Origin of the sequence: Streptomyces shenzhenensis (genome assembly GCF_021462265.1) — a bacterium.
GTDB classification, from domain to species: domain Bacteria; phylum Actinomycetota; class Actinomycetes; order Streptomycetales; family Streptomycetaceae; genus Streptomyces; species Streptomyces shenzhenensis.
This window is the reverse complement of the sequence record NZ_JAJONF010000008.1, coordinates 230815-253828: the sequence shown is the minus strand read 5'-3', so window position 1 is coordinate 253828 and position 23014 is coordinate 230815. Positions and strand designations below refer to the sequence as shown.

Annotated in this window: 20 protein-coding genes; 16 read left to right on the top strand and 4 right to left on the bottom strand. The window is 72.2% G+C overall.

The genetic code is table 11. The features are described 5' to 3' along the window. The first annotated feature begins 39 nt into the window (after positions 1-39). The gene (locus tag LQ326_RS14400; RefSeq protein ID WP_234536370.1) at positions 40-2289 is read left to right on the top strand and encodes a putative bifunctional diguanylate cyclase/phosphodiesterase; all 2250 of its coding nucleotides are present in this window, start codon (positions 40-42) and stop codon (positions 2287-2289) included. A 222-nt stretch (positions 2290-2511) separates the two neighbouring features. On the opposite strand, the gene LQ326_RS14395 is transcribed toward LQ326_RS14400, so the two are convergent. Further along, the gene (locus LQ326_RS14395) at positions 2512-3090 is read right to left on the bottom strand and encodes a TetR/AcrR family transcriptional regulator (RefSeq protein ID WP_234536368.1); all 579 of its coding nucleotides are present in this window, start codon (positions 3088-3090) and stop codon (positions 2512-2514) included. 97 nt (positions 3091-3187) lie between these two features. On the opposite strand from LQ326_RS14395, the gene LQ326_RS14390 reads away from it, so the two are divergent. From LQ326_RS14390 to gatB, 6 genes are all read left to right on the top strand, one after another. Beyond that, positions 3188-3559 (top strand): DUF4267 domain-containing protein, encoded by a 372-nt coding sequence (locus LQ326_RS14390; protein WP_234536366.1) that lies wholly within the window; start codon positions 3188-3190, stop codon positions 3557-3559. Positions 3560-3595: 36 nt separating this feature from the next. After that, positions 3596-4087: a cupin domain-containing protein gene (locus LQ326_RS14385; RefSeq protein ID WP_234536365.1), complete on the top strand. Its 492-nt coding sequence runs from the start codon at positions 3596-3598 to the stop codon at positions 4085-4087. Between the two features lie 161 nt (positions 4088-4248). Next, complete coding sequence (gene gatC, locus LQ326_RS14380) at positions 4249-4545, top strand: Asp-tRNA(Asn)/Glu-tRNA(Gln) amidotransferase subunit GatC (RefSeq protein ID WP_007384860.1); 297 nt, start codon at positions 4249-4251, stop codon at positions 4543-4545. 6 nt (positions 4546-4551) lie between these two features. After that, complete coding sequence (gatA, locus tag LQ326_RS14375) at positions 4552-6045, top strand: Asp-tRNA(Asn)/Glu-tRNA(Gln) amidotransferase subunit GatA (RefSeq protein WP_234536363.1); 1494 nt, start codon at positions 4552-4554, stop codon at positions 6043-6045. After that, positions 6042-6284, top strand: a complete 243-nt coding sequence (locus tag LQ326_RS14370; protein WP_234536361.1) for a hypothetical protein — start codon at positions 6042-6044, stop codon at positions 6282-6284. The genes gatA and LQ326_RS14370 overlap by 4 nt, the downstream gene beginning before the upstream one ends. Before the next feature lie 15 nt (positions 6285-6299). Continuing rightward, on the top strand, positions 6300-7814 hold the full coding sequence (gene gatB / locus LQ326_RS14365; protein WP_234536359.1) for an Asp-tRNA(Asn)/Glu-tRNA(Gln) amidotransferase subunit GatB: 1515 nt from the start codon (positions 6300-6302) through the stop codon (positions 7812-7814). A gap of 143 nt (positions 7815-7957) precedes the next feature. On the opposite strand, the gene LQ326_RS14360 is transcribed toward gatB, so the two are convergent. Then, a complete protein-coding gene (locus tag LQ326_RS14360) occupies positions 7958-8143 on the bottom strand; it encodes a hypothetical protein (RefSeq protein ID WP_234536357.1) in 186 nt (61 codons plus the stop codon). 344 nt (positions 8144-8487) lie between these two features. Between LQ326_RS14360 and LQ326_RS14355 the strand changes: the two genes are divergently transcribed. The 6 genes from LQ326_RS14355 (at position 8488) to LQ326_RS14330 (ending at position 13990) form a co-directional block, all read left to right on the top strand. After that, positions 8488-8814 (top strand): hypothetical protein, encoded by a 327-nt coding sequence (locus LQ326_RS14355; protein WP_234536355.1) that lies wholly within the window; start codon positions 8488-8490, stop codon positions 8812-8814. Positions 8815-8882: 68 nt separating this feature from the next. Beyond that, entirely contained in the window at positions 8883-9458 is a 576-nt protein-coding gene (locus LQ326_RS14350; RefSeq protein WP_234536353.1) for a GNAT family N-acetyltransferase, read from the top strand. Between the two features lie 35 nt (positions 9459-9493). Beyond that, entirely contained in the window at positions 9494-10150 is a 657-nt protein-coding gene (locus tag LQ326_RS14345) for a hypothetical protein (protein ID WP_234536351.1), read from the top strand. Between the two features lie 207 nt (positions 10151-10357). Continuing rightward, a complete protein-coding gene (locus LQ326_RS14340; protein WP_234536349.1) occupies positions 10358-10561 on the top strand; it encodes a hypothetical protein in 204 nt (67 codons plus the stop codon). Between the two features lie 161 nt (positions 10562-10722). Then, positions 10723-13758 (top strand): helix-turn-helix transcriptional regulator, encoded by a 3036-nt coding sequence (locus LQ326_RS14335; RefSeq protein WP_234536347.1) that lies wholly within the window; start codon positions 10723-10725, stop codon positions 13756-13758. 31 nt (positions 13759-13789) lie between these two features. Further along, positions 13790-13990: a DUF6191 domain-containing protein gene (locus tag LQ326_RS14330; RefSeq protein ID WP_268207023.1), complete on the top strand. Its 201-nt coding sequence runs from the start codon at positions 13790-13792 to the stop codon at positions 13988-13990. Between the two features lie 10 nt (positions 13991-14000). Here LQ326_RS14330 and LQ326_RS14325 read toward each other — a convergent pair whose 3' ends face one another. Both LQ326_RS14325 and LQ326_RS14320 read right to left on the bottom strand, forming a co-directional pair. After that, complete coding sequence (locus tag LQ326_RS14325; protein WP_234536342.1) at positions 14001-15182, bottom strand: PQQ-dependent sugar dehydrogenase; 1182 nt, start codon at positions 15180-15182, stop codon at positions 14001-14003. Positions 15183-15339: 157 nt separating this feature from the next. Further along, positions 15340-16338 carry an aldo/keto reductase gene (locus LQ326_RS14320; protein WP_234536341.1) on the bottom strand — a complete coding sequence of 333 codons (999 nt, stop codon included), beginning with the start codon at positions 16336-16338 and terminating at the stop codon, positions 15340-15342. A gap of 74 nt (positions 16339-16412) precedes the next feature. Between LQ326_RS14320 and LQ326_RS14315 the strand changes: the two genes are divergently transcribed. The 3 genes from LQ326_RS14315 to LQ326_RS14305 all read left to right on the top strand — a co-directional run bounded on the left by LQ326_RS14315 (position 16413) and on the right by LQ326_RS14305 (position 23014). Beyond that, complete coding sequence (locus LQ326_RS14315; RefSeq protein WP_234536339.1) at positions 16413-17363, top strand: 2-hydroxyacid dehydrogenase; 951 nt, start codon at positions 16413-16415, stop codon at positions 17361-17363. A 468-nt stretch (positions 17364-17831) separates the two neighbouring features. Next, positions 17832-20783: a putative bifunctional diguanylate cyclase/phosphodiesterase gene (locus tag LQ326_RS14310; protein ID WP_234536417.1), complete on the top strand. Its 2952-nt coding sequence runs from the start codon at positions 17832-17834 to the stop codon at positions 20781-20783. Between the two features lie 365 nt (positions 20784-21148). Continuing rightward, positions 21149-23014, top strand: a complete 1866-nt coding sequence (locus LQ326_RS14305) for an acetolactate synthase large subunit (protein WP_234536337.1) — start codon at positions 21149-21151, stop codon at positions 23012-23014.

The window sequence follows — 23014 nt, the reverse complement described above, 5'->3', positions numbered from 1 at the left end:
CGCATGGCGTGGGCACCGCCGGCTGTGAGAGGGACGGGAATGGAACCGACCGAGAGCGCCGCCCCGGGCGCGCGGCTGCCGCTGCGCCGCCGGGCGTCCGCGTGGCGGGGGAGCCGGTGGACGGTGCGGGGCGATCGGCGCCCGGGTGTGCCGGCCATGCCGGGCGGGCCGGTGCTGAGCCTCGCGGCCGAGGCACGCGACCCACGGCCGCTGGCCGTCGTCGCGGCGCCGTCCCACCTGTCCGGCACCGATCACGAACGGCACCGTTCCTGGCCGGCGCTGCCCGCCGGGGTCGTCGCGGCCGCCGCGTTCGTCCTCGGCGCCGGCTTCTACCGCGCGTTCTCCGACCACCACGCCCTCTTCCCGTCCGGCACGGTCGGCTGGTCGCTGGCCGTGCTGACCGGCATCATCGTCGGCCACCTCGTCCTGCTCGGGCGCGCCCGCTGGTGGGGCGGCACCGGCTCCGGCGCCGCCCTCACCCTCGCCGTCCTCCTGCTGTACGGCTGGTTGCCGGCCGGCCTGGTCAGCCTCACCGTCGTCGTCCTGGTCGGCATAGCCAGGCGCCACCGCTGGCGGCAGGGTGTCCTGCACGGCGCGGTGGACATCCTCGGCATCGGTGCCGGCGCGGTGGTGCTCGGTGTGTGCGGCCGCGTCCCGACCGTCGAGTCGCCCTGGGACCCGACCGGCTGGAGCGTCGCCACCGCCCCCGAGGTCGTGCTCGTCGCGGTCGCCTACCTCGCCGTCACCCGCGCCCTGCTCTGGTACCTGCAGGCCCCGCGCGGCGGCGGCCTGCCCACCGTCGCCCGCACCGCCCTGATGCGTCAGGGCCTGGTCGCCGTCGCCCTGCTCGGCATCGCCCCGCTGATCTGCGTGGTCGCCGTCGCCCAGCCGCTGCTGCTGCCGCTGTTCTCCATCCCGCTGGTCGCCCTCGACTCCACCCTGTGGATGGCCCGGGCCCGCGCCGAGGAGCAGTTGCGCGACCCGCTGACCGGACTGCCCAACCGGCAGTGGCTCCTGGAGCGGATCTGGACCGCCCTCGACGACGCCGAACGCATCGGAGCCCGCTCCGCCCTCATGCTGATCGACCTTGACCGGTTCCGTTCGGTCAATGACACGCTCGGTCATCTCGCCGGTGACCGGCTGCTGCTCCAGATAGCGGACCGGCTGCGGGCCGCGCTGCCGCGCGGTGCGGAGGCGGCCCGGCTCGGCGGCGACGAGTTCGCGGTCTTACTGCCGGTGGCCGACTCCACGACCTCGGCCACCCGGGTGGCCCGGGGCCTGGTCACGGCCCTCTCCTCCCCGCTCGACCTCGACGGGCTCACCCTCGTCCTGGAGGCCAGCGCGGGTGTCGCGGTCTTCCCCGACCACGCGCTCGACGCGGAGGGGATGCTGCGCCGGGCGGACGTGGCGATGTACCAGGCCAAGCGGGACCGTACCGGCGTCGAGGTGTACGAGTCCAAGCGGGACTCCAACACCCCCGACCGGCTGGGTCTGCTGGGCGATCTGCGGCGCGCCCTGGACGCCCACGAGGTGCAGCTGCACTACCAGCCGAAGGTCCGTTTCGACGGGCAGGTGGCCGGACTCGAGGCGCTGGTGCGGTGGGTGCACCCCGAGCGGGGCAAGGTGCCGCCGGACGAGTTCATAGCGATCGCCGAGTCGTCCGGGCTGATGCCCCATCTGACGGAGTACGTGCTGGAGACCGCGCTCGGGCAGGTCGCCGAGTGGCGGGCGCAGGGACTGCGGGTGCCGGTGGCGGTCAACGTCTCGCCGCGCGACGTGCACACGCCGGGGTTCGCGGGCCTGGTGGCAGCGCGGCTGGCCCGGCACGGCGTGCCGGCCGGGGCGCTGCAGCTGGAGATAACCGAGCATGTGCTGCTGGAGGACCCGCAGCGGGCCGCCGACACCCTCGCCGGGCTGAACGGGCACGGCGTGAAGATGTCGCTGGACGACTTCGGCACCGGGTATTCGTCGCTCGTGCATCTGCGGCGGCTGCCGGTGAGCGAGCTGAAGATCGACCGCTCCTTCGTGGCCCGGCTGGCGGTCGACAACGAGGACGCGGAGATCGTGCGCTGCACGGTCGACCTCGCGCATTCGCTGGGGCTGCTGGTCGTCGCGGAGGGCGTGGAGGACGACGAGACCTGGGAGCGGCTGCGGGACCTCGGGTGTGACGCCGTGCAGGGGTGGCTGGTGGCCGCGGCGATGCCGCCGGACGAGACCACGGCGTGGCTGCGGGCGCGGGGGTCACGGGGATGGCAGCGGCCGCGGGCGGCGTTGCCGGCCGCCGAGTAGCTTTCCCGCCCGCCCGTTCACCGCTTTCTGCGGAGGCGGGCGTCTCCCGTGAGGGTGCGGCGCCGTCGGCGGCCGGTGGTGACAGGCGTGACTTTCCCGCCCGGTGCCCGTTCGTTCGCCGTTGGAGATCTTGATCCGCGGCTGCGGCTGCGTGGCTGAGCCGCACGTCGGACACAGCCCCGCGCCCCTTTGAGGGCGCGAAACCTTCAGGGCGTCGACAAGCTACCGGGCGCTGAAGTGGTCGACCAGCAGCGTCAGCCTCGTCTCGTGTGCCTTCTCCGGGAGGCGGCCGCTGCGCATCAGGGTCACCAGGCCGTGCAGGGCCGCCCAGAAGGTCTCGGTCAGGACGCCGGCGTCCTCGTCCTCGCCGGTGATCGGCTCGACCACCCGCAGGATCTCACCGAACGCCGCCTGGAGAGCCTCCGGGGCCTCCGGTGTCGCGAACGGGAGGTCCACCAGGTGGGTGAACATCGCGTCGTAGAGGGCCGGGCGGCGGCGGGCGAACGACGTGTACGTGGCCGCCACCGCGGCCAGCGCCTCCCGGGTGCCCGTCGCCGACGCGCGCGCCGCCCGTAGCTCCACCGCCAGGTCCGCGCACCCCTGGACCGCCACCGCGGCCATGATCGCGTCCTTGCCCTTGAAGTGGCTGTAGAGGACCGGCTGGCTGTACTCGATCCGGGCGGCCAGGCGGCGGGTCGTCACCGCGTCCCAGCCCTCCGTCTCGGCGAGTTCGCGGGCGGCCGTGACGATCAGCTGCTCGCGCTCTGCCCGTTCGCGTTTCCGGCGGTTCTGAATCGACATGCTCAGGATTCTAGCAGCGCTAGCCAATCTGTCGATGCTCTGCTAGCTTCGCTCTCAGTCCTAGCGCCGCTAGAAAACAATCGACAGGGGGGTCATCGTGACCGTCACCGCCTATACGCTCGCCGTCGTGCTCGACCTGTTCTGCGTGTTCCTCGGCTATCGGTTCCTGTTCCAGCCGGGGCCCGCCGCGGCCGGCTACGGCGTGCCCGCCGACCCGGAGGGCGACGCGGCCGCCTACCTCACGGTCAAGGGCCTCAGGGACGGCACCTTCGGTGTCCTCGGCCTCGCCCTGCTGGCCTTCGCCGGGGCCCGCGCCGAGGCCTGGTTCATGCTCTGTGTGGTACTCGTCCCGCTCGGGGACACGCTGACGGTGCTCCGCAACGGCGGGACGAAGGCGGTCGCCTTCGGGATCCACTTCGCCACCGCGGTCGTCGTCCTGATCGCCGCCGCCCTGCTCTTCCTCGTCTGACCGTTCGGCACGCCGCCATCAACCGGGGGTTCTGACATGTCATTGTTCGTACCGAAGTTCGACGAGTCCGTGATCGTGCGGGAGGCCGCCGCCGAGGTGGTCGGCGGTGACCCGGCCCGGATCCGGCTGCTCGCCGACAGCAGCGCCACCGGCGGCGCGCTCTCCACCGTGCGTGTCACGCTCGGCGCGGGCGCCGACGGTGCCGTACCGCATCTGCACCGCAACTCCGCCGAGATGTTCTACCTGCTCGACGGCGCCGCCGAACTGCTCTCCGGCGACGACGTCGTCACCGCCGAGCGCGGCGACCTGGTCGTCGTCCCGCCCGGAGCGCCGCACGCCTTCGCCGCCGTCCCCGGCAGCACCGCGGACATCCTGATCGTCATCACCCCGGGTGTGGAGCGCTTCGAGTACTTCCGCCACCTCCAGCGCCTGCGTCTGGGCGAGGCCACCCCGGAGAGCCTCCTTGCGGTGCAGGAGCTGTACGACAACCACTTCCTGCGCAGCGAGGCCTGGGACACCCGGCACTGAGCCGCGGCCGCGCGGAGGGCACGGGGGCGCGGAGGGGAGGGCGCGGCGGGCGCGGAGGAGACGCAGGTTCCGGGGTCCGGGGGAAACCGTTTCACGGTCATCGGGCCCCGCCCCATAGGATTGGCTCCAAACCACACACACTCACCCCAGAGGAACGCTGCATGCCTGGCATCACGCGCGAGGAGGTCGCCCACCTCGCCCGGCTGGCGCGTCTGGAGCTGAAGCCCGAAGAACTCGAACACTTCGCCGGCCAGCTGGACGACATCATCGGCGCGGTCGCCCGCGTCAGCGAGGTCGCCGACCAAGACGTACCGCCGACCTCGCACCCGCTGCCGCTGACGAACGTCATGCGCGCGGACGAGGTCCGTCCCTCGCTCACCCCCGAGCAGGCGCTCTCCGGCGCCCCGGCCCAGGAGCAGCAGCGTTTCAAGGTGCCGCAGATCCTGGGGGAGGACTAGACAGCCATGACGGACATCATCAAACTGACCGCTGCCGAGACGGCTGCGAAGATCGCCTCCGGCGAGCTCACCGCCGTACAGGTCACCGAGGCCCACCTCGCCCGGATCGAGGCCGTCGACGAGAAGGTGCACGCCTTCCTGCACGTCGACCGCGAGGGCGCCCTGGCGCAGGCCCGCGCCGTCGACGAGAAGAGGGCCCGGGGCGAGAAGCTCGGCCCGCTCGCCGGCGTCCCGCTCGCGCTCAAGGACATCTTCACCACCGAGGGCGTCCCGACGACCGTCGGCTCGAAGATCCTCGAGGGGTGGATCCCGCCGTACGACGCCACCCTCACCAAGAAGCTGAAGGCCGCTGACGTCGTCATCCTCGGCAAGACCAACATGGACGAGTTCGCCATGGGGTCGAGCACGGAGAACAGCGCGTACGGGCCGACCGGCAACCCCTGGGACCTCACGAGGATCCCCGGTGGTTCGGGTGGCGGTTCGTCCGCCGCGCTCGCCTCCTTCCAGGCCCCGCTCGCCATCGGCACCGACACCGGCGGGTCCATCCGCCAGCCGGCCGCCGTCACCGGCACGGTCGGCGTGAAGCCGACGTACGGCGCGGTGTCGCGGTACGGCATGGTCGCCTTCTCCAGCTCCCTGGACCAGGGCGGCCCGTGTGCCCGTACGGTCCTCGACGCGGCACTCCTGCACGAGGTCATCGCCGGACACGACCCGATGGACTCCACGTCGATCGACGCTCCCGTCCCGCCGGTCGTCGAGGCCGCCCGCAACGGCAGCGTCGAGGGCATGCGCGTCGGCGTGGTCAAGCAGTTCCGCGGCGAGGGCTACCAGGCCGGCGTCATCCAGCGGTTCGACGAGTCCGTCGCCCTGCTGAAGGAGCTGGGCGCCGAGATCGTCGAGCTGGACTGCCCGTCCTTCGACCTCGCGCTGTCGGCGTACTACCTCATCGCGCCGAGCGAGTGTTCGAGCAACCTCGCCCGCTTCGACGGCCTGCGCTACGGCCTGCGGACGGGCGACGACGGCGGCCACTCCGCCGAAGAGGTCACCTCCCTCACCCGTGAGGCGGGCTTCGGCCCCGAGGTCAAGCGCCGCATCATGCTCGGCACCTACGCGCTGTCCAGCGGGTACTACGACGCTTACTACGGCTCCGCCCAGAAGGTCCGCACGCTCATCACGCGTGACTTCGAGAAGGCCTTCGAGCAGGTGGACGTCATCGTGTCGCCCACGACGCCGACCACCGCCTTCCCGATCGGCGAGCGTGCCGACGACCCGATGGCGATGTACCTGGCCGACCTGTGCACCATCCCGACGAACCTCGCGGGCAACGCGGCGATGTCGCTGCCCTGCGGTCTCGCCCCGGAGGACAACCTCCCGGTGGGCCTGCAGATCATCGCCCCGGCGCTGAAGGACGACCGGCTTTACAAGGTCGGCGCCGCCGTCGAGGCCGCCTTCGTGGAAAGGTGGGGGCACCCGCTCCTGGAGGAGGCACCGTCGCTGTGAGCAACGCACTGTCGAAGGCCAAGGGCTTCAAGAAGTCGAAGTCCGGTACCTACCTGTCCATGGCCACCACCGCGTTCGGCGCGGTCGGCGTCACCAAGCAGATCAAGAAGGCCCGCGCCGAGCACGACACGCTCCGGCTGATCGACGCCACCGTGTCCGCCGTCGCGATCGTCACCGGCCTCGCCATCCTCTACCGCGAGCTGAAGCGGCTGGGCGACGACGACGTCCTGCTGGGCTGAGAGGGAAGTTTCACCGTGACCACCACGACCGACCTGGTGTCGTACGAGGACGCGCTGGCGTCGTACGACCCCGTCATGGGCCTTGAGGTCCATGTCGAACTCGGCACCAAGACCAAGATGTTCTGCGGCTGTTCGACGACGCTGGGCGCCGACCCGAACACCCAGACCTGCCCGACCTGCCTCGGCCTGCCCGGCGCGCTCCCGGTCGTCAACGAGACCGGCGTCGAGTCCGCGATCAAGATCGGTCTCGCGCTGAACTGCGAGATCGCCGAGTGGTGCCGCTTCGCCCGGAAGAACTACTTCTATCCGGACATGCCGAAGAACTTCCAGACCTCCCAGTACGACGAGCCGATCGCCTTCAACGGCTACCTCGACGTGCAGTTGGAGGACGGCACGTCCTTCCGCGTGGAGATCGAGCGCGCCCACATGGAGGAGGACACCGGCAAGTCCACCCACGTGGGCGGCGCGACCGGCCGTATCCACGGCGCCTCGCACTCGCTGCTCGACTACAACCGCGCCGGCATCCCGCTCATCGAGATCGTCACCAAGCCGATCGAGGGCGCGGGCGAGCGGGCTCCGGAGGTCGCGCGGGCGTACGTCCGTGAGCTGCGCGAGGTCATCCGGGCGCTCGGCGTGTCCGAGGCCCGTATGGAGATGGGCCAGATGCGCTGCGACGTGAACCTGTCGCTGCGCCCGCACGGCACCGCGAAGTTCGGCACCCGCTCCGAGACGAAGAACGTGAACTCGCTGCGGTCCGTGGAGCGTGCGGCCCGCTTCGAGATCATGCGGCACGCGGCCGTGCTGGGCGGCGGCGGGACGATCATCCAGGAGACCCGGCACTTCCACGAGGACACGGGGTCCACGACCTCCGGCCGCGTGAAGGAGGAAGCCGAGGACTACCGGTACTTCCCGGAGCCCGACCTGGTCCCGGTGGCGCCGTCCCGCGCGTGGGTCGAGGAGATCCGCGCCGCGCTGCCGGAGCTGCCGCTGGTCCGCCGCACCCGGCTGCTCGCCGAGTGGGGCATCTCGGTCACCGACATGCAGGCGATCCTCAACGCCGGTGCGCTGGACCTGATCGTCGCCACCATCGACGCCGGGGCCGACGCGGCCGCCGCCCGCAAGTGGTGGATGGGCGAACTGGCGCGCAGCGCCAACGAGTCGGGCGTTTCGCTCGACGAGCTGGCGATCACCCCGGCGCAGGTCGCCCGGGTCACCGAGCTGGTCGCGAAGGGTGACCTGAACGACAAGCTGGCCCGGCAGGTCATCGAGGGCGTCCTCGCGGGTGAGGGCACCCCGGACGAGGTCGTCGACAAGCGCGGCCTGAAGGTCGTCTCCGACGAGGGCGCGCTGACCGCCGCCGTCGAGGAGGCCATCGCCGGCAACCCGGGTGTCGCCGACAAGATCCGCGGCGGCAAGGTGGCCGCGGCCGGTGCCCTGGTCGGTGCCGTCATGAAGGTGACCCGTGGCCAGGCGGACGCGGCCCGCGTCAAGGAGCTGATCCTGGAGAAGCTGGGCGTCAGCGAGGGCTGAACAGCCACCCGCACGTGAATACGGCCCCGGAGGCGGCGCTTCCGGGGCCGTATCGCGTCATGCGGCGTTCCCGGGGGCGTATCGCGTCAGCCGGCGCTCTCGGGACCGTATCGCGTCAGCCGGAGTTCCGTGGCCGTACCGGGTCAGCGGCGGCGGCCCACGATCCGGGCGAAGCCGAGCAGTCGCCCCCGGTCGGCGGTCAGCAGTTCCACCGACTCCCGGGCCATCCGGGCCATCTCGGGGTACGGGCTCTCCGCGGCGCACACCTCGCTCCACAGCAGCCGGTCGCGCCAGCCCGTCCTCCAGCCAGTCGGGGCCTCGACCTGCACGGCCCCGCTGCGCGTCCAGTGGCGGTGCCACCAGCCGGGGGGAGCGCAACGCCCGGAAACCGGGGTCCCATTGCGCCCTCAGATGCTCCGCAGGGGAGGGGCAGACGGTCAGTGGGGGAGGTGTCCTTCGAGGGTGCGGGAGAGACGGCGTCGGCCATGGCTGAACGGGCTCCTTGTGATCTTCGTAGTGGAAGGCGATGCGCAGGAGCTCATTCGGACCGTCAGACAACGCACCCGCTTCGGTCGTAGGCGAGGGGCCGGTCAGGGCTGACCAGCGGAAGCCAGCAGTTGTCGACCTGGTCCGCAGCCGGTTTCCCCAGGTGCGGGTACTACGCTCGCCCGCCATGACCGCACACGCCGAGTCCGAGGCCGAACCCGAGGTGCCCGGGACGGAGACTGCGGACGACGAGGACGAGGAACTCTACGAGGACGCCCGCCGGGCCCGCTGGACCGCCACCGTGACCGGGGTGCTGCTGGCCCTGATGGGGCTCACCGCCGCGTCGATGAGAGTGGGCGGGGGCGTACCCGCCCTGGTGCCGGCCGCCTACGGCTCCGGATCCGCCGTGTGCGTGCTCGCGGGGGCGGTCGGGGCCCGCGGCCGTACCCGCTGGGCCCTGTGGCTGATGATCCTTGGCACCATGGTGATGGCGCTCGGTGACCAGTTCGACTGACGCGTCCGCGCCGGGCCATGAGAGGCTCGGCGGCGTGGTGAGGGAACGGGACGAGGAGCGATCGCACGATGTACGCGACATCCCTGGGTGACGACGGCGCCGAGCTGCGGCCCCTGGAGGTCTGGCACGCCGAGGAGTTGCTGGCCGACATCGACCGGGGGCGGGAGCACATCGGCCGGCACATCGCCCTGCCCGACGTGATCGGGAACGTCGAGCAGGCCCGCGCCTATCTGCGCTCCTACGCCGACAAGCGCGCCGCCGACGCCGGCAGCCTGCACGGGGTGTGGCTGGACGGGAAGCTCGTGGGCGGGCTGCTGTTCCGGGTCTGGGACACGCCGACCGGGGTCTGCGAGGCCGGCTGCTGGCTGGAGCCGGCGGCCGTCGGGCGCGGTCTGGTGACCCGCGGGATGCGGACGCTTCTGGACTGGGCGTTTGACGAGCGTGGCATGCACCGTGTGGAGTGGCACGCGTCGTCGGCCAACGAGGCGAGCATCAACGTGGCCCGGCGGCTGGGCATGACCCGCGAGGGCGTGATGCGGGAGAACTACCCCCACCGGGGTGTGCGCACGGACACCGAGGTCTGGTCGGTGCTGGCTCCCGAGTGGCGTGCGGCACGCGCGCGCGGCGCCGCGAACGATCATTAAGAGACCTCTCAGACAGCGTCCGTACGGTGCGAGGTATGGGAACCAAGACAGTGGACGGGGCCGGGACCGGCGCCGAGGCGAAGAACGACCAGACGGCGACCGGCGAGACGGCGACCGACCAGACGGCGGCGGAGGTCACCGAGGCCGCCGCCGGGCCCGAGGGCGAGGTCTCCGCGGAGGCCGCCGAGGCGAAGGACGCGCGGGAGGCGGAGCAGTCCGCCGAGGAGACCGGCGAGACCGACGACGAACCGGCCGAGGACGAACCGGCGGCCCTCACCGAGGACGAGCCGGCGGGCCCGTCCGGGGTCGGCCAGGGCGCCGGCGCCGTCGTCTCCGTCGTGCTCGGCCTGGTCTCCCTCACGGGTGGCTGGATCGGTACCGTGGCCGCCGCCCGCGAGACCCTCATCGGCCAGCTGCAGACCTCGTCGTCCGCGAGCGTCGCCAAGCAGGTCAAGGAGGTGTACGGCGACGCGTGGGCGACCACGGCGCTGTGGGCCGGCCTGTTCGCGCTGGCCGCGCTGCTCACCGGCGTCGTGGTGCTGGCACGGCCCGCGTTCGGCGCCCCCGGAAAGCCGCAGGCGCCGTGGATCAAGTCGGTTGCCTGGGCCGGCGTGGCGCTCGGCGTCATCGGCCTGCTGCTGGCCGTCCTCAAGTACTCCGACGCACTCCTCGCGCTGCCCTCGACCAGCTGACCCGGCCGCGACAACCCCAGGTCATAAGGGGCCTTAGGCCGTCCGTAAGCACCTTGCGGACGGCCTAAGGCCCCTTATGCGTGTCCGGGGGCCGGCGGCCCCGCGAAGATGCGGAACTCTCCCGATGTGGCGCACCCCCCTGGGAGACGAAGGTGGAGGCATCGCGGAAAGCGAACTCCGATCACCCTCTCTCCCAAGGGACACCACATGTTCGAGTACGAACTCCACCAGATCCGTTCCGCCGAACTGCGCCGGCAGGCCGACGAGGCCCGTCTCGTCCGCGAGGCCGTCCGCTCCCGCCGCGCCGCACGCCGCGACGCCCGGCAGGACGCGGTGCCGGCAGACGACGCGGCGGCGCGTGAGTCCCATACCGACCGCCGCGGCCGGGGCCGGCTCCAGCGCGCGGCGTGACCACGGGGCGGCCGGGCGGCGCCGACCGCCCGAAGACCGGGAACGGGGAAGCCGGTGGCCGTACGGGGACGGGCCACCGGCTTCCCCCCTTGCCGCCCACCGGTACGACAAGCGCACCGGCGCTGTGGAAAACCGCTGCCGTGGGCTTCGGGGCCCATGCGATGCTCTGGCCTGTGGAAACCAGGTCCGTGAGTCCCGTATTCGTAGGCCGCAGCGACGAGTTGGACACCTTGAACGACGCGCTGGCGCGTGCCGGCGCCGCCGAGCCGCAGGCGCTGCTGCTCGGCGGCGAGGCCGGCGTCGGCAAGACCCGGCTGGTCGAGGAGTTCGCCACCGCCGCCTGCCGCCAGGGCGCGGTCGTCGCCCTGGGCGGCTGTGTGGAGATCGGCGCCGACGGCCTGCCGTTCGCCCCCTTCTCCACCGCCCTGCGCGCGCTGCGGGCCGCCCTGCCCGACGAACTGGCCGCCGCCGCGGCCGGCCAGGAGGACGAACTGGCCCGACTGCTGCCCGAACTCGGCGAGGCCTCCTCCGGCCGCCACGACGAACAGGGCATGGCCCGTCTCTTCGAGCTCACCGCGCGCCTGCTTGAGCGGGTCGCCGCCGAGCGCACGGTGGTCGTCGCCCTGGAGGACCTGCACTGGGCCGACGCCTCCACCCGCCACCTCCTCGCCTACCTGCTGCGCACCCTGCGCACCGGCCGGCTCGTCGTCCTCGCCACCTACCGCTCCGACGACATCCACCGCCGCCACCCGCTGCGCCCGCTGCTCGCCGAACTCGACCGGCTGCGCACCGTCCGCCGCCTCGAACTCGCCCGGTTCACCCGCGAGGAGGTCGGCCGCCAGATCGCCGGCATCCTCGCCACCGAACCCGACCCCGCCCAGGTCGACGAGATCTTCGAACGCTCCGACGGCAACGCCTTCTTCGTCGAGGAGCTCGCGGTGGCCGCCGCCGAAGGCTGCTGCACCGGGCTCACCGACTCGCTGCGCGACCTGCTGCTGGTCCGGGTCGAGGCCCTGCCCGAAAGCGCCCAGCGGGTGGCCCGGATCGTCGCCGAGGGCGGCTCCACCGTCGAGTACCGGCTGCTCGCCGCCGTCGCCCAGCTCGCCGAGGACGACCTCATCGAGGCGCTGCGGGCCGCCGTCGGCGCCAACCTCCTCACCGCCACCCCGGCCGGCGACGGCTACCGCTTCCGGCACTCCCTGGTCCGCGAGGCCGTCGCCGACGACCTGCTGCCCGGCGAACGCTCCCGGCTCAACCGGCGTTACGCCGAGGCCCTGGAGAGCGACCCGACCCTGGTGGCGGCCGACGCGCACGTGACCCGGCTGGCCAGCTACTGGTATCAGGCCCACGACCCCGCCAAGGCCCTGCCCGCCGTCCTCGACGCCTCCGTCGTGGCCCGCCGCCGGCACGCCTACGGCGAGCAACTACGGCTTCTGGAGCGGGCGATGGAGCTGTGGGACACCGTCCCCGAGGAGGTCCGCGCCGCCCTGCGCCCCGTCGACTTCACCGACGTCTACCCTCCTTGCGGCTGCGATCCCGCCACCACTCCGCTGCGCTACCTCGACCTGATGGCGGAGGCAGCGGTCGCCGGCCGCTTCTGCGGGGAGCGCGAACGCGCTCTGAAGATCACCAAGAAGGCGCTGCGGATTCTCCAGGACGAGCACGACCCGCAGCGCGCCGCCTGGTTCTGGGTGCAGCGCTCCCGGCTGGTCCAGGGCCTGGCCCGCGGTGACGGCTGGCAGGAACTCGCCAACGCCCAGAACCTGGTGCGCGGCCTGCCGCCGTCCCAGGTGCACGCCGACGTCCTGGCCAACGCCGCCACCTGGTCCATGCTGCACCAGCCGGGCCCCGAGGCCTTCGCCGCCGCCGAGCGGGCCGTGGAGTACGCGCGGATGGTGGGCGCCCGGGAGATCGAGCTCAACGCGCGCGTCACCCTCGGCTGTCTCATGGTCGACTCGGGTGACGTCGACAACGGCCTGGCGGAGCTGTACCGGGTCAAGGACGCCGTGCTCCAGGACGGCGTGGCCCATGTCGTCGGCCGGGCCTATGTGAACCTGCCGTCCGAGTTGGAGTCGGTCGGCCGCTCCCGAGAGGCCGTGCCGATCCTGCGCGAGGGCCTCGCCTTCACCCGCAGGTACGGCCTGCTGGACTCCGAGGCGTGGATCTGGGGCAACCTCGCCGACTCGCTGTACGCGCTCGGCCGGTGGGACGAGGCCGCCGAAGCCGCCACGGGCGCCCTGGGCTCCGCGGCGAGCGCCAAGCCCCGGGGCGTCGGCGCCCTGCACCTCGCCCATATCGCTCTCGCCCGGGGTGACGCGGAGGAGGCCGCCCGCCGGCTGGCCATCGCCCACGCCCACTACGGCACCCACGACCCGATGCCCCAGGTACTGCTGCCGGTCGCCCGCATCGCCATCGGCGTCGCCGCCGAGGAGGGCAGACTCCTCGACGCCCGCGCCGAACTGGACCGCGCCCTGGCAGCCGGCTTCCCGCCCGGCACCCACCGCTACGGCTGGCCCCTGCTGCTGGCCGCCGCCACCGCCGAGGCCGACGCCCGCACCCTGCCCGCGGCGGCCGACGGCCGCGCCGAGGCCCTCGACCGGCTCGCCGGGACCGCCCGCACCCTCACCACCGGCGCGCCCCTGTGGCAGGCGTACGAGCGCTGGACCCGCGCCGAACTGCACCGGGCCCGGGGCACCGGCACCGCCGCGGTCTGGTCGGACGTGGTCACCGACTTCGAGCGCCTGGACCGCCCCTACGACCTCGCGCGGGTCCGCCGCCGCCTCGCCGAGGCCCTGCTGGAAGAAGCCGCCGGCGACGACGAACGCGACCGCGCGACGCAACTCCTCCGGCTCGCCGGGGCCGTCGCCGACCACCTGGGCGCCCGCCCGCTCGCCGGGGCCGTCGCCCTCCTCGCCCAGCGCGCCCGCCTCACCCTGACCACCCGCGCCGCCCCCCGGGTTCTCGATCCGGCCGAGGGCCTCGGCCTCACCGGCAGGGAGCGCGACGTCCTCCGTCTGGTGTCGGCCGGCCGCAGCAACCGGCAGATCGCCGAGGAGCTCTTCATCTCCCCGAAGACCGCGAGCGTCCATGTCTCGAACATTTTGGGCAAGCTGGGCGTTGCAGGGAGGGGCGAGGCGGCGGCGGTGGCCCACAGACTGGGGTTGTTCCCCGTCGAGGCCCTCGACCCGACCAGGTAGGGGGACCGGCGGAGGAGGCACCGTGTTCAACATGTTCGAGGAGCTTTTCGCACCCGGCCGCAAGCACACCCACGAGGAGCAGAAGCGGCTGGAGCTGACCCGGGAGGACGTGGGGGACACGGATCCAGGACGCGGGCCGATAGACCTCGCGTCCGGCAAGGTCGTCATACGCCTCCCGCAGGAGGAGCCCGAAGCGGAGCCCCCGGCGGACGCCGGGGACGACGAGGCGTGAGCGGCGGCGGCTACTTCACCTCCAGCTCCAGAATCCGGTCGTCGCCGGTCTTCGGCTTGCCCCGCCCGTCGGTGTTGCTGGTCACCAGCCACACCTTGTCGCCACCGGCCGCCACGACGGTGCGGAGGCGGCCGTACTCACCGGTGAGGAAGGCCTGCGGCGCGGCGGCCGCGGTCGTGCCGTCCAGCGGGATGCGCCACAGCCGCTGGCCCTTCAGGGCCGCCATCCAGATCACGCCGTGGACATACGCGATGCCGCTGGGGGAGGCGTCGTCGGTGTGCCACTGGGCGATCGGGTTGACGTACTTGGGGTCGGACGACCTGCCCTCCGCGTTCGGCCAGCCGTAGTCGCCGCCCGGTTTGACGGCGTTCAGCTCGTCCCAGGTGTCCTGCCCGAACTCCGAGGCGAACAGCCGCTCCTTGTCGTCCCAGGCCAGGCCCTGCACGTTGCGGTGGCCGTAGGTGTAGACGGGGGAGCCCGGGAACGGGTTGCCGGGGGCCGGGTCGCCCTCCGGCGTCAGCCGCAGGATCTTCCCGCCGAGCGAGCCCTTGTCCTGCGCGAGGTTCCGCTTTCCGCTCTCTCCCGTGCCCGCGTAGAGCATGCCGTCCGGGCCGAAGGCGATCCGGCCGCCGTTGTGGATGACCCCCTTGGGAATGCCCTTGAAGATCGTGTCGGGGGCGCCCAACTGCTCCTTGGCCGGCTTGCCCTCGTCCCAGAGCATGCGCACGATGCGGTTGTCGGAGGCCGACGTGAAGTACGCGTAGATCATGTGGTCCGAGGCGAAGCCGGGGGAGAGGGCGATCCCCAGCAGGCCGCCCTCACCGGCCGCGGACACCCCGGAGACGACGCCCAGTTCCGTGGTCTTCCCGGTCTTCTCGTCGACCTTGCTGATCGTCCCGTCGTCCCGGTCGGACACCAGCAGCCCGGCCCCGCCCGGCAGCGGAGCCAGCCCCCAGGGCGACTTCAGCCCCTCGGCGACCGTACGCAGCACCTTCACCGACCCCTTGGCGGGGGCGGCCGACTCGCCGGCCCCGGCGGACGCGGCGGCTCCGGAGGAACGCGTCGACGACCCCCCGGCCCAGGACGGCGTGGGCAACCCCCCACCCCCGCCGCCCCCGGAGGAACAACCCGCCACCAGCAGCAGTCCGGCCGCGGCCAGCAGGGCGGGCACAGCTCGACGTCGCACGATCACGGTCCCTTCGAAACGACCAGGCGGATCCTGGTACCGACGGTAGTGCAGCGCCCCGTCGGGGGCGCGGGGCTGTACCGATATGCGGCTCCGCGGCGTGGGCGCGACCAGCCACGACGGTGCCGCACCGAACCACTCGCGGAGCACGGCGATCGCCGTGCTAGTCCCACGACCCCTGCGCGGCAGGCAGCCCGCCCAGTTCCCTCAGATCCTCCGCAGTCAGCCGCACATCCACCGACCCGGCGTTCTCGGCCACCCACCGCCCCTGCTTCGCCCCCGGCACCGGCACCACATGCCGCCCCTGCGCCAGCACCCACGCCAGCGCCACCTGAGCGGCCGTGACACCGTCCCCCCGCCGGGCCGCCACCCGCCGCAGCCCCGCCACGATCGGCTGGTTCGCCGCCATCATCTCCGCCGTGAAGCGCGGATGCCGCGCCCGCAGGTCATCGGGTTCGAACCCCTCACCCGGCGTGAGCGTCCCGGTCAGGAACCCGTTGCCGAGCGGCATCGCCGCGAGGAACCCCACCCCCCGGGCCGCGCACCACGGCAGCAGCGACTCCAGCGCCTCCGGCGACCACACCGACAGCTCCGCCTGCACCGCGGTCACCGGAAACACCTGCTGCACCCGCCGAAGCTGCCGCAGGGTCGCGTCATGCAGGTGCGCGCCGGATCGGCGCCCCCCGCGCGCCCCCACGGCGCACAACCCCAGCGCCCGCACCTTCCCCGCCCGCACCAGTTCCGCCATCGCGCCCCAGGTCTCCTCGACCGGAACCTCGGGGTCGGCGCGGTGCAGCTGGTAGAGGTCTATGACATCGGTCTGGAGCCTGCGCAGCGACGCGTCGCACGCCCGCCTCACGTAGCCGGGCCTGCCGTTCGCCACGATGTGCTGCTCGCCCACCAGCAGGCCCACCTTCGTCGACACGAAGGCCTCCGCACGGCGTTGCCTGAGCACCCGCCCCAGCAGCAGCTCATTGGTGAACGGGCCGTACATGTCGGCCGTGTCAAGGAGCGTCACGCCCAGATCCAGCGCCCCGTGCACCGCCCGCAGCGACTCGTCGCCCCGCTGCCGCGACCCGCTGTACGCCCAGCTCATCGGCATGCACCCGAGTCCGACGGCCCCCACCGCGAGCGCCCCCGCGCCGATCGTCCTGCGCTCCACCAGCCCGTGAACCTCCTTCTCCGTCCCCCAACCTAACCCGCTCGCCCCCACACCTCTGACATAGCCTCCTGACCATGACCTCCGACGTATGGCTCCCCATCCCGCCGGCCGAGTTCCAGGAGCTCCCCCAAGGGCTCGACTACCTCTTCTGGGACGGCGGCCAGGAGTTTCCCGGTGACCCCGCCGACTGCGCCGTGTACGTCGTCCCCTACATGAAGCGGCAGCAGGTCAAGGTGCGGCCGCTGGCGGAGATGCGGAACGTCCGGCTCATCCAGACCCTCACCGCCGGTGTCGACGACATGATCGCCGCGATCGGCCTCATCGCGCCCGGCGTACCGCTGTGCAACGCGCGCGGCGTGCACGAGGCGAGCACCGCCGAACTCGCGCTCACGCTCACGCTGGCGTCCCTGCGCGGCATCCCGGGGTTCGTGCGTGCCCAGCAGCGGGAGCACTGGGAGGGGGGCTTCCGCCCGGCCCTCGCCGACAAGTCCGTCCTCATCGTCGGCTACGGCGCCATCGGCGCGGCCATCGAGGACCGGCTCGCGCCCTTCGAGGTTGCGCGGGTGGCGCGCGTCGCGCGCTCCGGGCGCGCCTCGGCGCGCGGTCCCGTGCTTCCGCTCACCGAACTGCCGAATCTGCTTCCGGAAGCCGATGTCGTCATCCTTTCCACGCCCCTCACGGACACCACGCGTGGCCTGGTCGACGCGGAGTTCCTCGCGCGGATGAAGGACGGCGCGCTGCTCGTGAACGTCGCCCGCGGGCCCGTCGTGGACACCAAGGCCCTCCTCGGCGAGCTGGAGACCGGCCGCCTCACCGCCGCCCTGGACGTCACCGACCCCGAGCCGCTGCCCGCCGGACACCCCTTGTGGCAGGCGCCCGGTGTGCTGATCAGCCCTCATGTCGGCGGCCCCACCTCGGCGTTCCTGCCGCGCGCCAGGCGCCTCGTCACCGAGCAGTTGAAGCGGTTCGTGAACCAGGAGCCGTTGCGGAACGTGATTTTGACGACGGGGTCCACCGACAACTGACCGTCGCGGCAAGAGGCGTGCGATCCGCTTCCGGTACGTTCCGCAATCCTCCGGGCGCGGTGCGTACGCGCATAGCCGCTGGTCGTCACGGAGCGTAGAGAAGCTATGTCCCTGAGTGACGAGACTGGTGTATCGTCCGGGAGGGGGCAGCGCCGTGCACCGTTCGGCGCCGGGGTTGGACATTTCAGATTCGTGAGGGGGGCGACGGGCGATGCACGGCCTATGGACGAACGATCCGACGCGGCGGAGCCGCCGGCGGCGACCCTGGCGCACGGCTGCGCGCAGACGCGGCCACCACACCAGCCATCACCACCACCGCGGGCACGGCGGACGCGGGAGGCACTCCCACCCGGCGCACCGGGACCCGAGGGACCCGAAGGCGACGGGGACCGGGAGCATCCGGTGACAGCGTCGACGCCTGTGACGACCACCCTCCCCGGGAGGCTGCGGGCACAGCCTCCGGTGGGGATGCCGCACCCCCGGCCGCCGGTCACCGACGGCGGGACCGGCATGGTCCGCCAACTCGTCCTGGCCCTGATCTGCGCGGGATACGCCGTCGGTGCCGCGTTCGACTGGGGCTCGAACCAGATCGCCCTGTTCATGGGCGACTTCGGTCTGACCGCGGCCGCCGGCACCGCCGCCGTGTCGTGCTTCCTCTACGCCCGCTCCCCGCGGGTCCGCTTTCGACCCGCCTGGCTGCTGTTCGCCCTCTCCTCGGCGATGGCGGCCCTCGGCAACGCGGTCTGGGGGTGGTACGAGGTCGTGCTCCAGCGGCCGGTGCCCAGCCCCAGCTACGCCGACCTGTTCTTCCTCTGTTTCGCGCCGCCCGCCATCGTCGGCCTGCTGGTGCTGGCCAAGCGGCCCATGACCAGGGCCGGCTGGATCTGCCTGGCGCTGGACGCCTGGCTGATCGGCGGCTCCCTGCTCACCCTCTCATGGAGCCTCGCGCTCGCCCAGGCCGCCCGGTTCGACGGACCCAGCGTCGAGCACACCGCGCTCTCGCTGGCTTACCCGCTGCTGGACATCGCTCTGGTCAGCATGGTGCTCGCGCTGCACTTCCGGCGCTCGCCGGGCAACCGCACCGCGGTGAACACCGCGATCGGCGCCCTCGCCCTGACCGTGATGTGCGACGCACTGTTCACCTCGCCGCTGCTGCACAGCAGTTACCGCTCCGGCCAGCTGCTGGACGCGGGCTGGTTCGCCGGCTCGCTGCTGCTGGCGTACGCCCCCTGGGCCGCACCCCAGTCGCAGGGCGCCCCCGATCCCGAGGGGCACACGCGCGTGGTGCACGAGCACATGCCCGGCGGGCGGGCCACGGCGCCCAAGCAGCCGTCCGCGCCCGCGCCGGGAGGCGATCACGGCCGGTACCCGGCGGGCCGGCCGATCACCGGTTCCCTGGCCGCGCTCACCCCGTACCTGGCCGCCGCCGTGTGCACCCTGGGCATCCTCTACAACGTCCTCAACGGCCGCAGCCCCGACCACGTCGTCCTGATCACCGCCGGCTGCGTGGTCCTCGCGCTCGTCGTGCGCCAGGGCATCATGCTGCTCGACAACATCACCCTCACCCAGGAACTGGCCCAGCAGGAGAACCACTTCCGGTCCCTGGTGCAGGGCTCGAGCGACGTCATCATGATCGCCGCGCCCAACGGCATCCTCCGGTACGTCTCCCCGGCCGCCGCCGGGGTCTACGGACGGCCCGCCGACGAGCTGGTGGGTTCTGAACTGGCCAACCTCATCCACCCGGAGGACCTGGGCTGCGTGGTGCACGAGGTGCGCCGCTTCCTCGCCGCCAGGCCCCAGGAGGAACCCACCACCCGCATCGAGTGCCGGTTCCGCTCCGGCGACGGCGGCTGGCTCAACGTCGAGTCCACCGTCAACCGCCACCACGGCGGCCTCATCTTCAACAGCCGGGACGTGACCGAAAGAGTGCGCCTGCAGGCGCAGCTCCAGCACAACGCCGAGCACGACCCGCTCACCGACCTGCCCAACCGCGCCCTGTTCACCCGGCGCGTGCAGCAGGCCCTGTCCGGCCGCCGTTCCTCCGACCGGGGCCCCGCCCTCAGGAACACGGCGGTGCTCTTCATCGACCTGGACGGGTTCAAGGCCGTCAACGACACGATCGGGCACCAGGCCGGGGACGAACTGCTCGTCCAGGCCGCGCGCAGACTCCAGGACGCGGTCCGCCAGGGCGACACCGCGTCCCGGCTGGGCGGCGACGAGTTCGCGGCGCTGATCGTCGGTGACGGCACCCGTGACCGCAGTGCCCGGGAGCGGCACATCCTGGAGCTCGCCGACCGCCTCAGGGTGACCCTCTCCCAGCCGTACGCCATTGACGGCAACGATGTCCGTGTCAACGCGTCCATCGGTGTCGCCTTCGCCGAACCGGGCCTCGGCGCCGGTGAACTGCTGCGCAACGCCGACCTGGCGATGTACCGCGCCAAGGCGGCCGGAAAGGGCCGCGTCAAGCTGTACAAGCCGCAGATGCAGCAGGACGTCGTACGCAAGGCGGAACTGGCCACCCGGCTGCGGGCCGCCCTGCACGACGGTGAGTTCGCGCTGCTGCACCAGCCGGTGGTCTCCCTGGAGAGCGGCCGGATCGCATCGGTCTCCGCGCAGGCGCGCTGGCGTTCCTCGCAGGGGGTGCTGTTCACGCCGGCCGAGTTCCTGCGGGTCGCCGAGGACAGCGACAAGACGGCCGAGCTGGACCGCTGGATCCTCCAGGAGGCGGTCGAGCAGGCCGCCGAGCGGGCCGCCGGCGGGCTGCTGGTGCCGGTCGCCGTCCGGACCTCCGCCCGGCGGCTGCTCGACCGGTCCTCGCCGCTCGGTTCCGTGGAGGCCCTGCTCACCCGGCACGCGCTGCCCTCGGGCGCGCTGGTCCTGGAGCTGTCCGACACCGATCCCAGGGTCCCGCTGGACGAGCTGGAGCGGCGGCTGACCGCGCTCAGCCGGCACGGTGTCCGGATCGCCCTGGACGGCTTCGGCAGCGGCTACGCGGCGATCACGGCGCTGCGGAAACTCCCCGTAGACGTGCTCAAGCTCGACCGCGGTCTGGTCGAGGGAGTCGTCGAGTCGGCCCGGCTGCACAAGATCACCAGTGGTCTGCTGCGGATCGCCTGCGATCTGGGCCTGGAGTCCGTGGCCGAGGGTGTGGACCTGCCCGAGCAGGTCACGGCGTTGCGCGCGATGGGCTGCACGCACGGGATGGGCATGGCGTTCTCCGGCCCGGTGGACGAGTACCGGCTGCGCCGGGCGCTCGGTTCCGGCCACTACCCGGTTCCGCACGCACCCGCCGAGCCGGCCTTCGCGGGCGTCGTGAGAGAGCCGGAGGGGCGCGTCGGTGTCGAGGGCGCGGCCGCACGGAGGCCCGAAGGACTGAGCACGGTCGTGGCCCCGACACCGACGGGAGCGCCCCGGAGGTGAGCGGACCATGAGAAGAGGCTCAGGGGTGTACACCGGTGGGGTGCACGCTGGCGTGCCCGTAGTACCAGGCGGCGGAAGTTCCCCTACGCTCACATGATGAGACTCCCGTCCCACTCACTTGACACGTGGTGCGCGTCGGGGGGAGGGTCAGTTCCATGCGCACCCGAATCCTCGTACTTGGACAGCGCGTCGGCTGAGCTGGGACCCACCGGAGAAGACTCCGGAAACCCCAGCGACCACACCGGCGCGCTCCCCTCGCTTGCCTTTTGGCACGAGGGGTTTTTTGTTGCACCAGCACCAGACGTACGGCAGCGAAAATCCGTACGAACCTCGCGAAAACCCTCAGCATCGAGAAGAGAATGCCGATGACCGAGCAGGCCACCGGGGCCCACCATCCGCAGCCGCGGCCCCGTTCCGGAGGACAGCAGTCCGCCCCCGTCGAGCACGTCACGGGTGCGAAGTCCCTCATCCGCTCGCTTGAGGAGGTCGGCGCTGACACGGTATTCGGCATCCCCGGCGGCGCGATCCTGCCGGCCTACGACCCGCTGATGGACTCCACCCGGGTGCGCCACGTCCTGTGCCGGCACGAGCAGGGCGCCGGACACGCGGCCACCGGCTACGCGCAGGCCACCGGCAAGGTCGGCGTCTGCATGGCGACGAGCGGCCCGGGGGCGACGAACCTGGTGACGCCGATCGCGGACGCGCACATGGACTCGGTGCCGCTCGTGGCGATCACCGGGCAGGTCGCGTCCTCCTCGATCGGCACGGACGCCTTCCAGGAGGCGGACATCGTCGGCATCACCATGCCGATCACCAAGCACAACTTCCTGGTCACCAAGGCCGAGGACATCCCCCGGGTGATCGCGCAGGCGTTCCACATCGCCTCCACCGGCCGCCCCGGCCCGGTCCTGGTCGACATCGCCAAGGACGCCCTCCAGGCGAAGACCACCTTCTCCTGGCCGCCGGTCCTGGACCTGCCCGGCTACCGCCCGGTGACCAAGCCGCACGCCAAGCAGATCCGCGAGGCCGCCAAGCTGATCACTTCCGCGAAGCGGCCCGTCCTCTACGTCGGCGGCGGCGTGATCAAGGCCGGCGCCACCGCCGAGCTGAAGGTCCTCGCCGAACTCACCGGAGCGCCCGTCACCACCACCCTGATGGCGCTCGGCGCGTTCCCCGACAGCCACCCGCTGCACGTGGGAATGCCGGGCATGCACGGTGCGGTCACCGCCGTCACCGCGTTGCAGAAGGCCGACCTGATCGTCGCCCTCGGAGCCCGCTTCGACGACCGCGTCACCGGCAAGCTGGACAGCTTCGCCCCGTACGCGAAGATCGTCCACGCCGACATCGACCCCGCGGAGATCGGCAAGAACCGCGTCGCCGACGTGCCGATCGTCGGCGACGCCCGCGAGGTGATCGCCGACCTGATCCAGGCGGTGCAGAAGGAGCACAGCGAGGGCCACCAGGGCGAGGCCGCCAGGACAAGGTACGCGGCCTGGTGGAAGGACCTCAGCCGCTGGCGCGAGACCTATCCGCTGGGCTACGACCTGCCCGACAACGGCTCGCTCTCGCCGCAGCAGGTCATCGAGCGCATCGGGCAGCTCGCCCCGCAGGGCACGATCTTCGCGGCGGGCGTCGGCCAGCACCAGATGTGGGCCGCGCACTACGTGCAGTACGAGAGGCCCGCCACCTGGCTGAACTCCGGCGGCGCCGGAACCATGGGATACGCGGTCCCGGCGGCCATGGGCGCCAAGGCCGGTGTTCCCGGCCAGACGGTCTGGGCGATCGACGGCGACGGCTGCTTCCAGATGACCAACCAGGAACTGACCACCTGCGCCCTGAACAACATCCCGATCAAGGTCGCCATCATCAACAACGGCGCCCTCGGGATGGTCCGCCAGTGGCAGACCCTCTTCTACAACCAGCGGTACTCCAACACGGTGCTGCACTCCGGGCCCGACGACGTCAACCCGGACGCCCGCGGCACCCGGGTCCCCGACTTCGTCAAGCTGTCGGAGGCCATGGGCTGCCACGCCATCCGCTGCGAGTCCCCGGACGACCTGGACAAGGTCATCGAAGAGGCGAACTCGATCAACGACCGCCCCGTCGTCGTCGACTTCATCGTCCACGAGGACGCCATGGTGTGGCCGATGGTCGCCGCCGGCACCTCCAACGACGAGATCATGGCCGCCCGGGACGTCCGCCCCGACTTCGGCGACAACGAAGACGACTGA

Excerpts from the sequence above, each read along its gene's own strand:
- LQ326_RS14400 (WP_234536370.1), top strand. The coding sequence starts at position 40 with ATGGAACCGACCGAGAGCGCCGCCCCGGGCGCGCGGCTGCCGCTGCGC.
- LQ326_RS14395 (WP_234536368.1), bottom strand. The coding sequence starts at position 3,090 with ATGTCGATTCAGAACCGCCGGAAACGCGAACGGGCAGAGCGCGAGCAG.
- LQ326_RS14385 (WP_234536365.1), top strand. The coding sequence starts at position 3,596 with ATGTCATTGTTCGTACCGAAGTTCGACGAGTCCGTGATCGTGCGGGAG.
- gatC (WP_007384860.1), top strand. The coding sequence starts at position 4,249 with ATGCCTGGCATCACGCGCGAGGAGGTCGCCCACCTCGCCCGGCTGGCG.
- gatA (WP_234536363.1), top strand. The coding sequence starts at position 4,552 with ATGACGGACATCATCAAACTGACCGCTGCCGAGACGGCTGCGAAGATC.
- LQ326_RS14355 (WP_234536355.1), top strand. The coding sequence starts at position 8,488 with ATGACCGCACACGCCGAGTCCGAGGCCGAACCCGAGGTGCCCGGGACG.
- LQ326_RS14350 (WP_234536353.1), top strand. The coding sequence starts at position 8,883 with ATGTACGCGACATCCCTGGGTGACGACGGCGCCGAGCTGCGGCCCCTG.
- LQ326_RS14345 (WP_234536351.1), top strand. The coding sequence starts at position 9,494 with ATGGGAACCAAGACAGTGGACGGGGCCGGGACCGGCGCCGAGGCGAAG.
- LQ326_RS14340 (WP_234536349.1), top strand. The coding sequence starts at position 10,358 with ATGTTCGAGTACGAACTCCACCAGATCCGTTCCGCCGAACTGCGCCGG.
- LQ326_RS14335 (WP_234536347.1), top strand. The coding sequence starts at position 10,723 with ATGCTCTGGCCTGTGGAAACCAGGTCCGTGAGTCCCGTATTCGTAGGC.
- LQ326_RS14330 (WP_268207023.1), top strand. The coding sequence starts at position 13,790 with ATGTTCGAGGAGCTTTTCGCACCCGGCCGCAAGCACACCCACGAGGAG.
- LQ326_RS14315 (WP_234536339.1), top strand. The coding sequence starts at position 16,413 with ATGACCTCCGACGTATGGCTCCCCATCCCGCCGGCCGAGTTCCAGGAG.
- LQ326_RS14310 (WP_234536417.1), top strand. The coding sequence starts at position 17,832 with ATGCCGCACCCCCGGCCGCCGGTCACCGACGGCGGGACCGGCATGGTC.
- LQ326_RS14305 (WP_234536337.1), top strand. The coding sequence starts at position 21,149 with ATGACCGAGCAGGCCACCGGGGCCCACCATCCGCAGCCGCGGCCCCGT.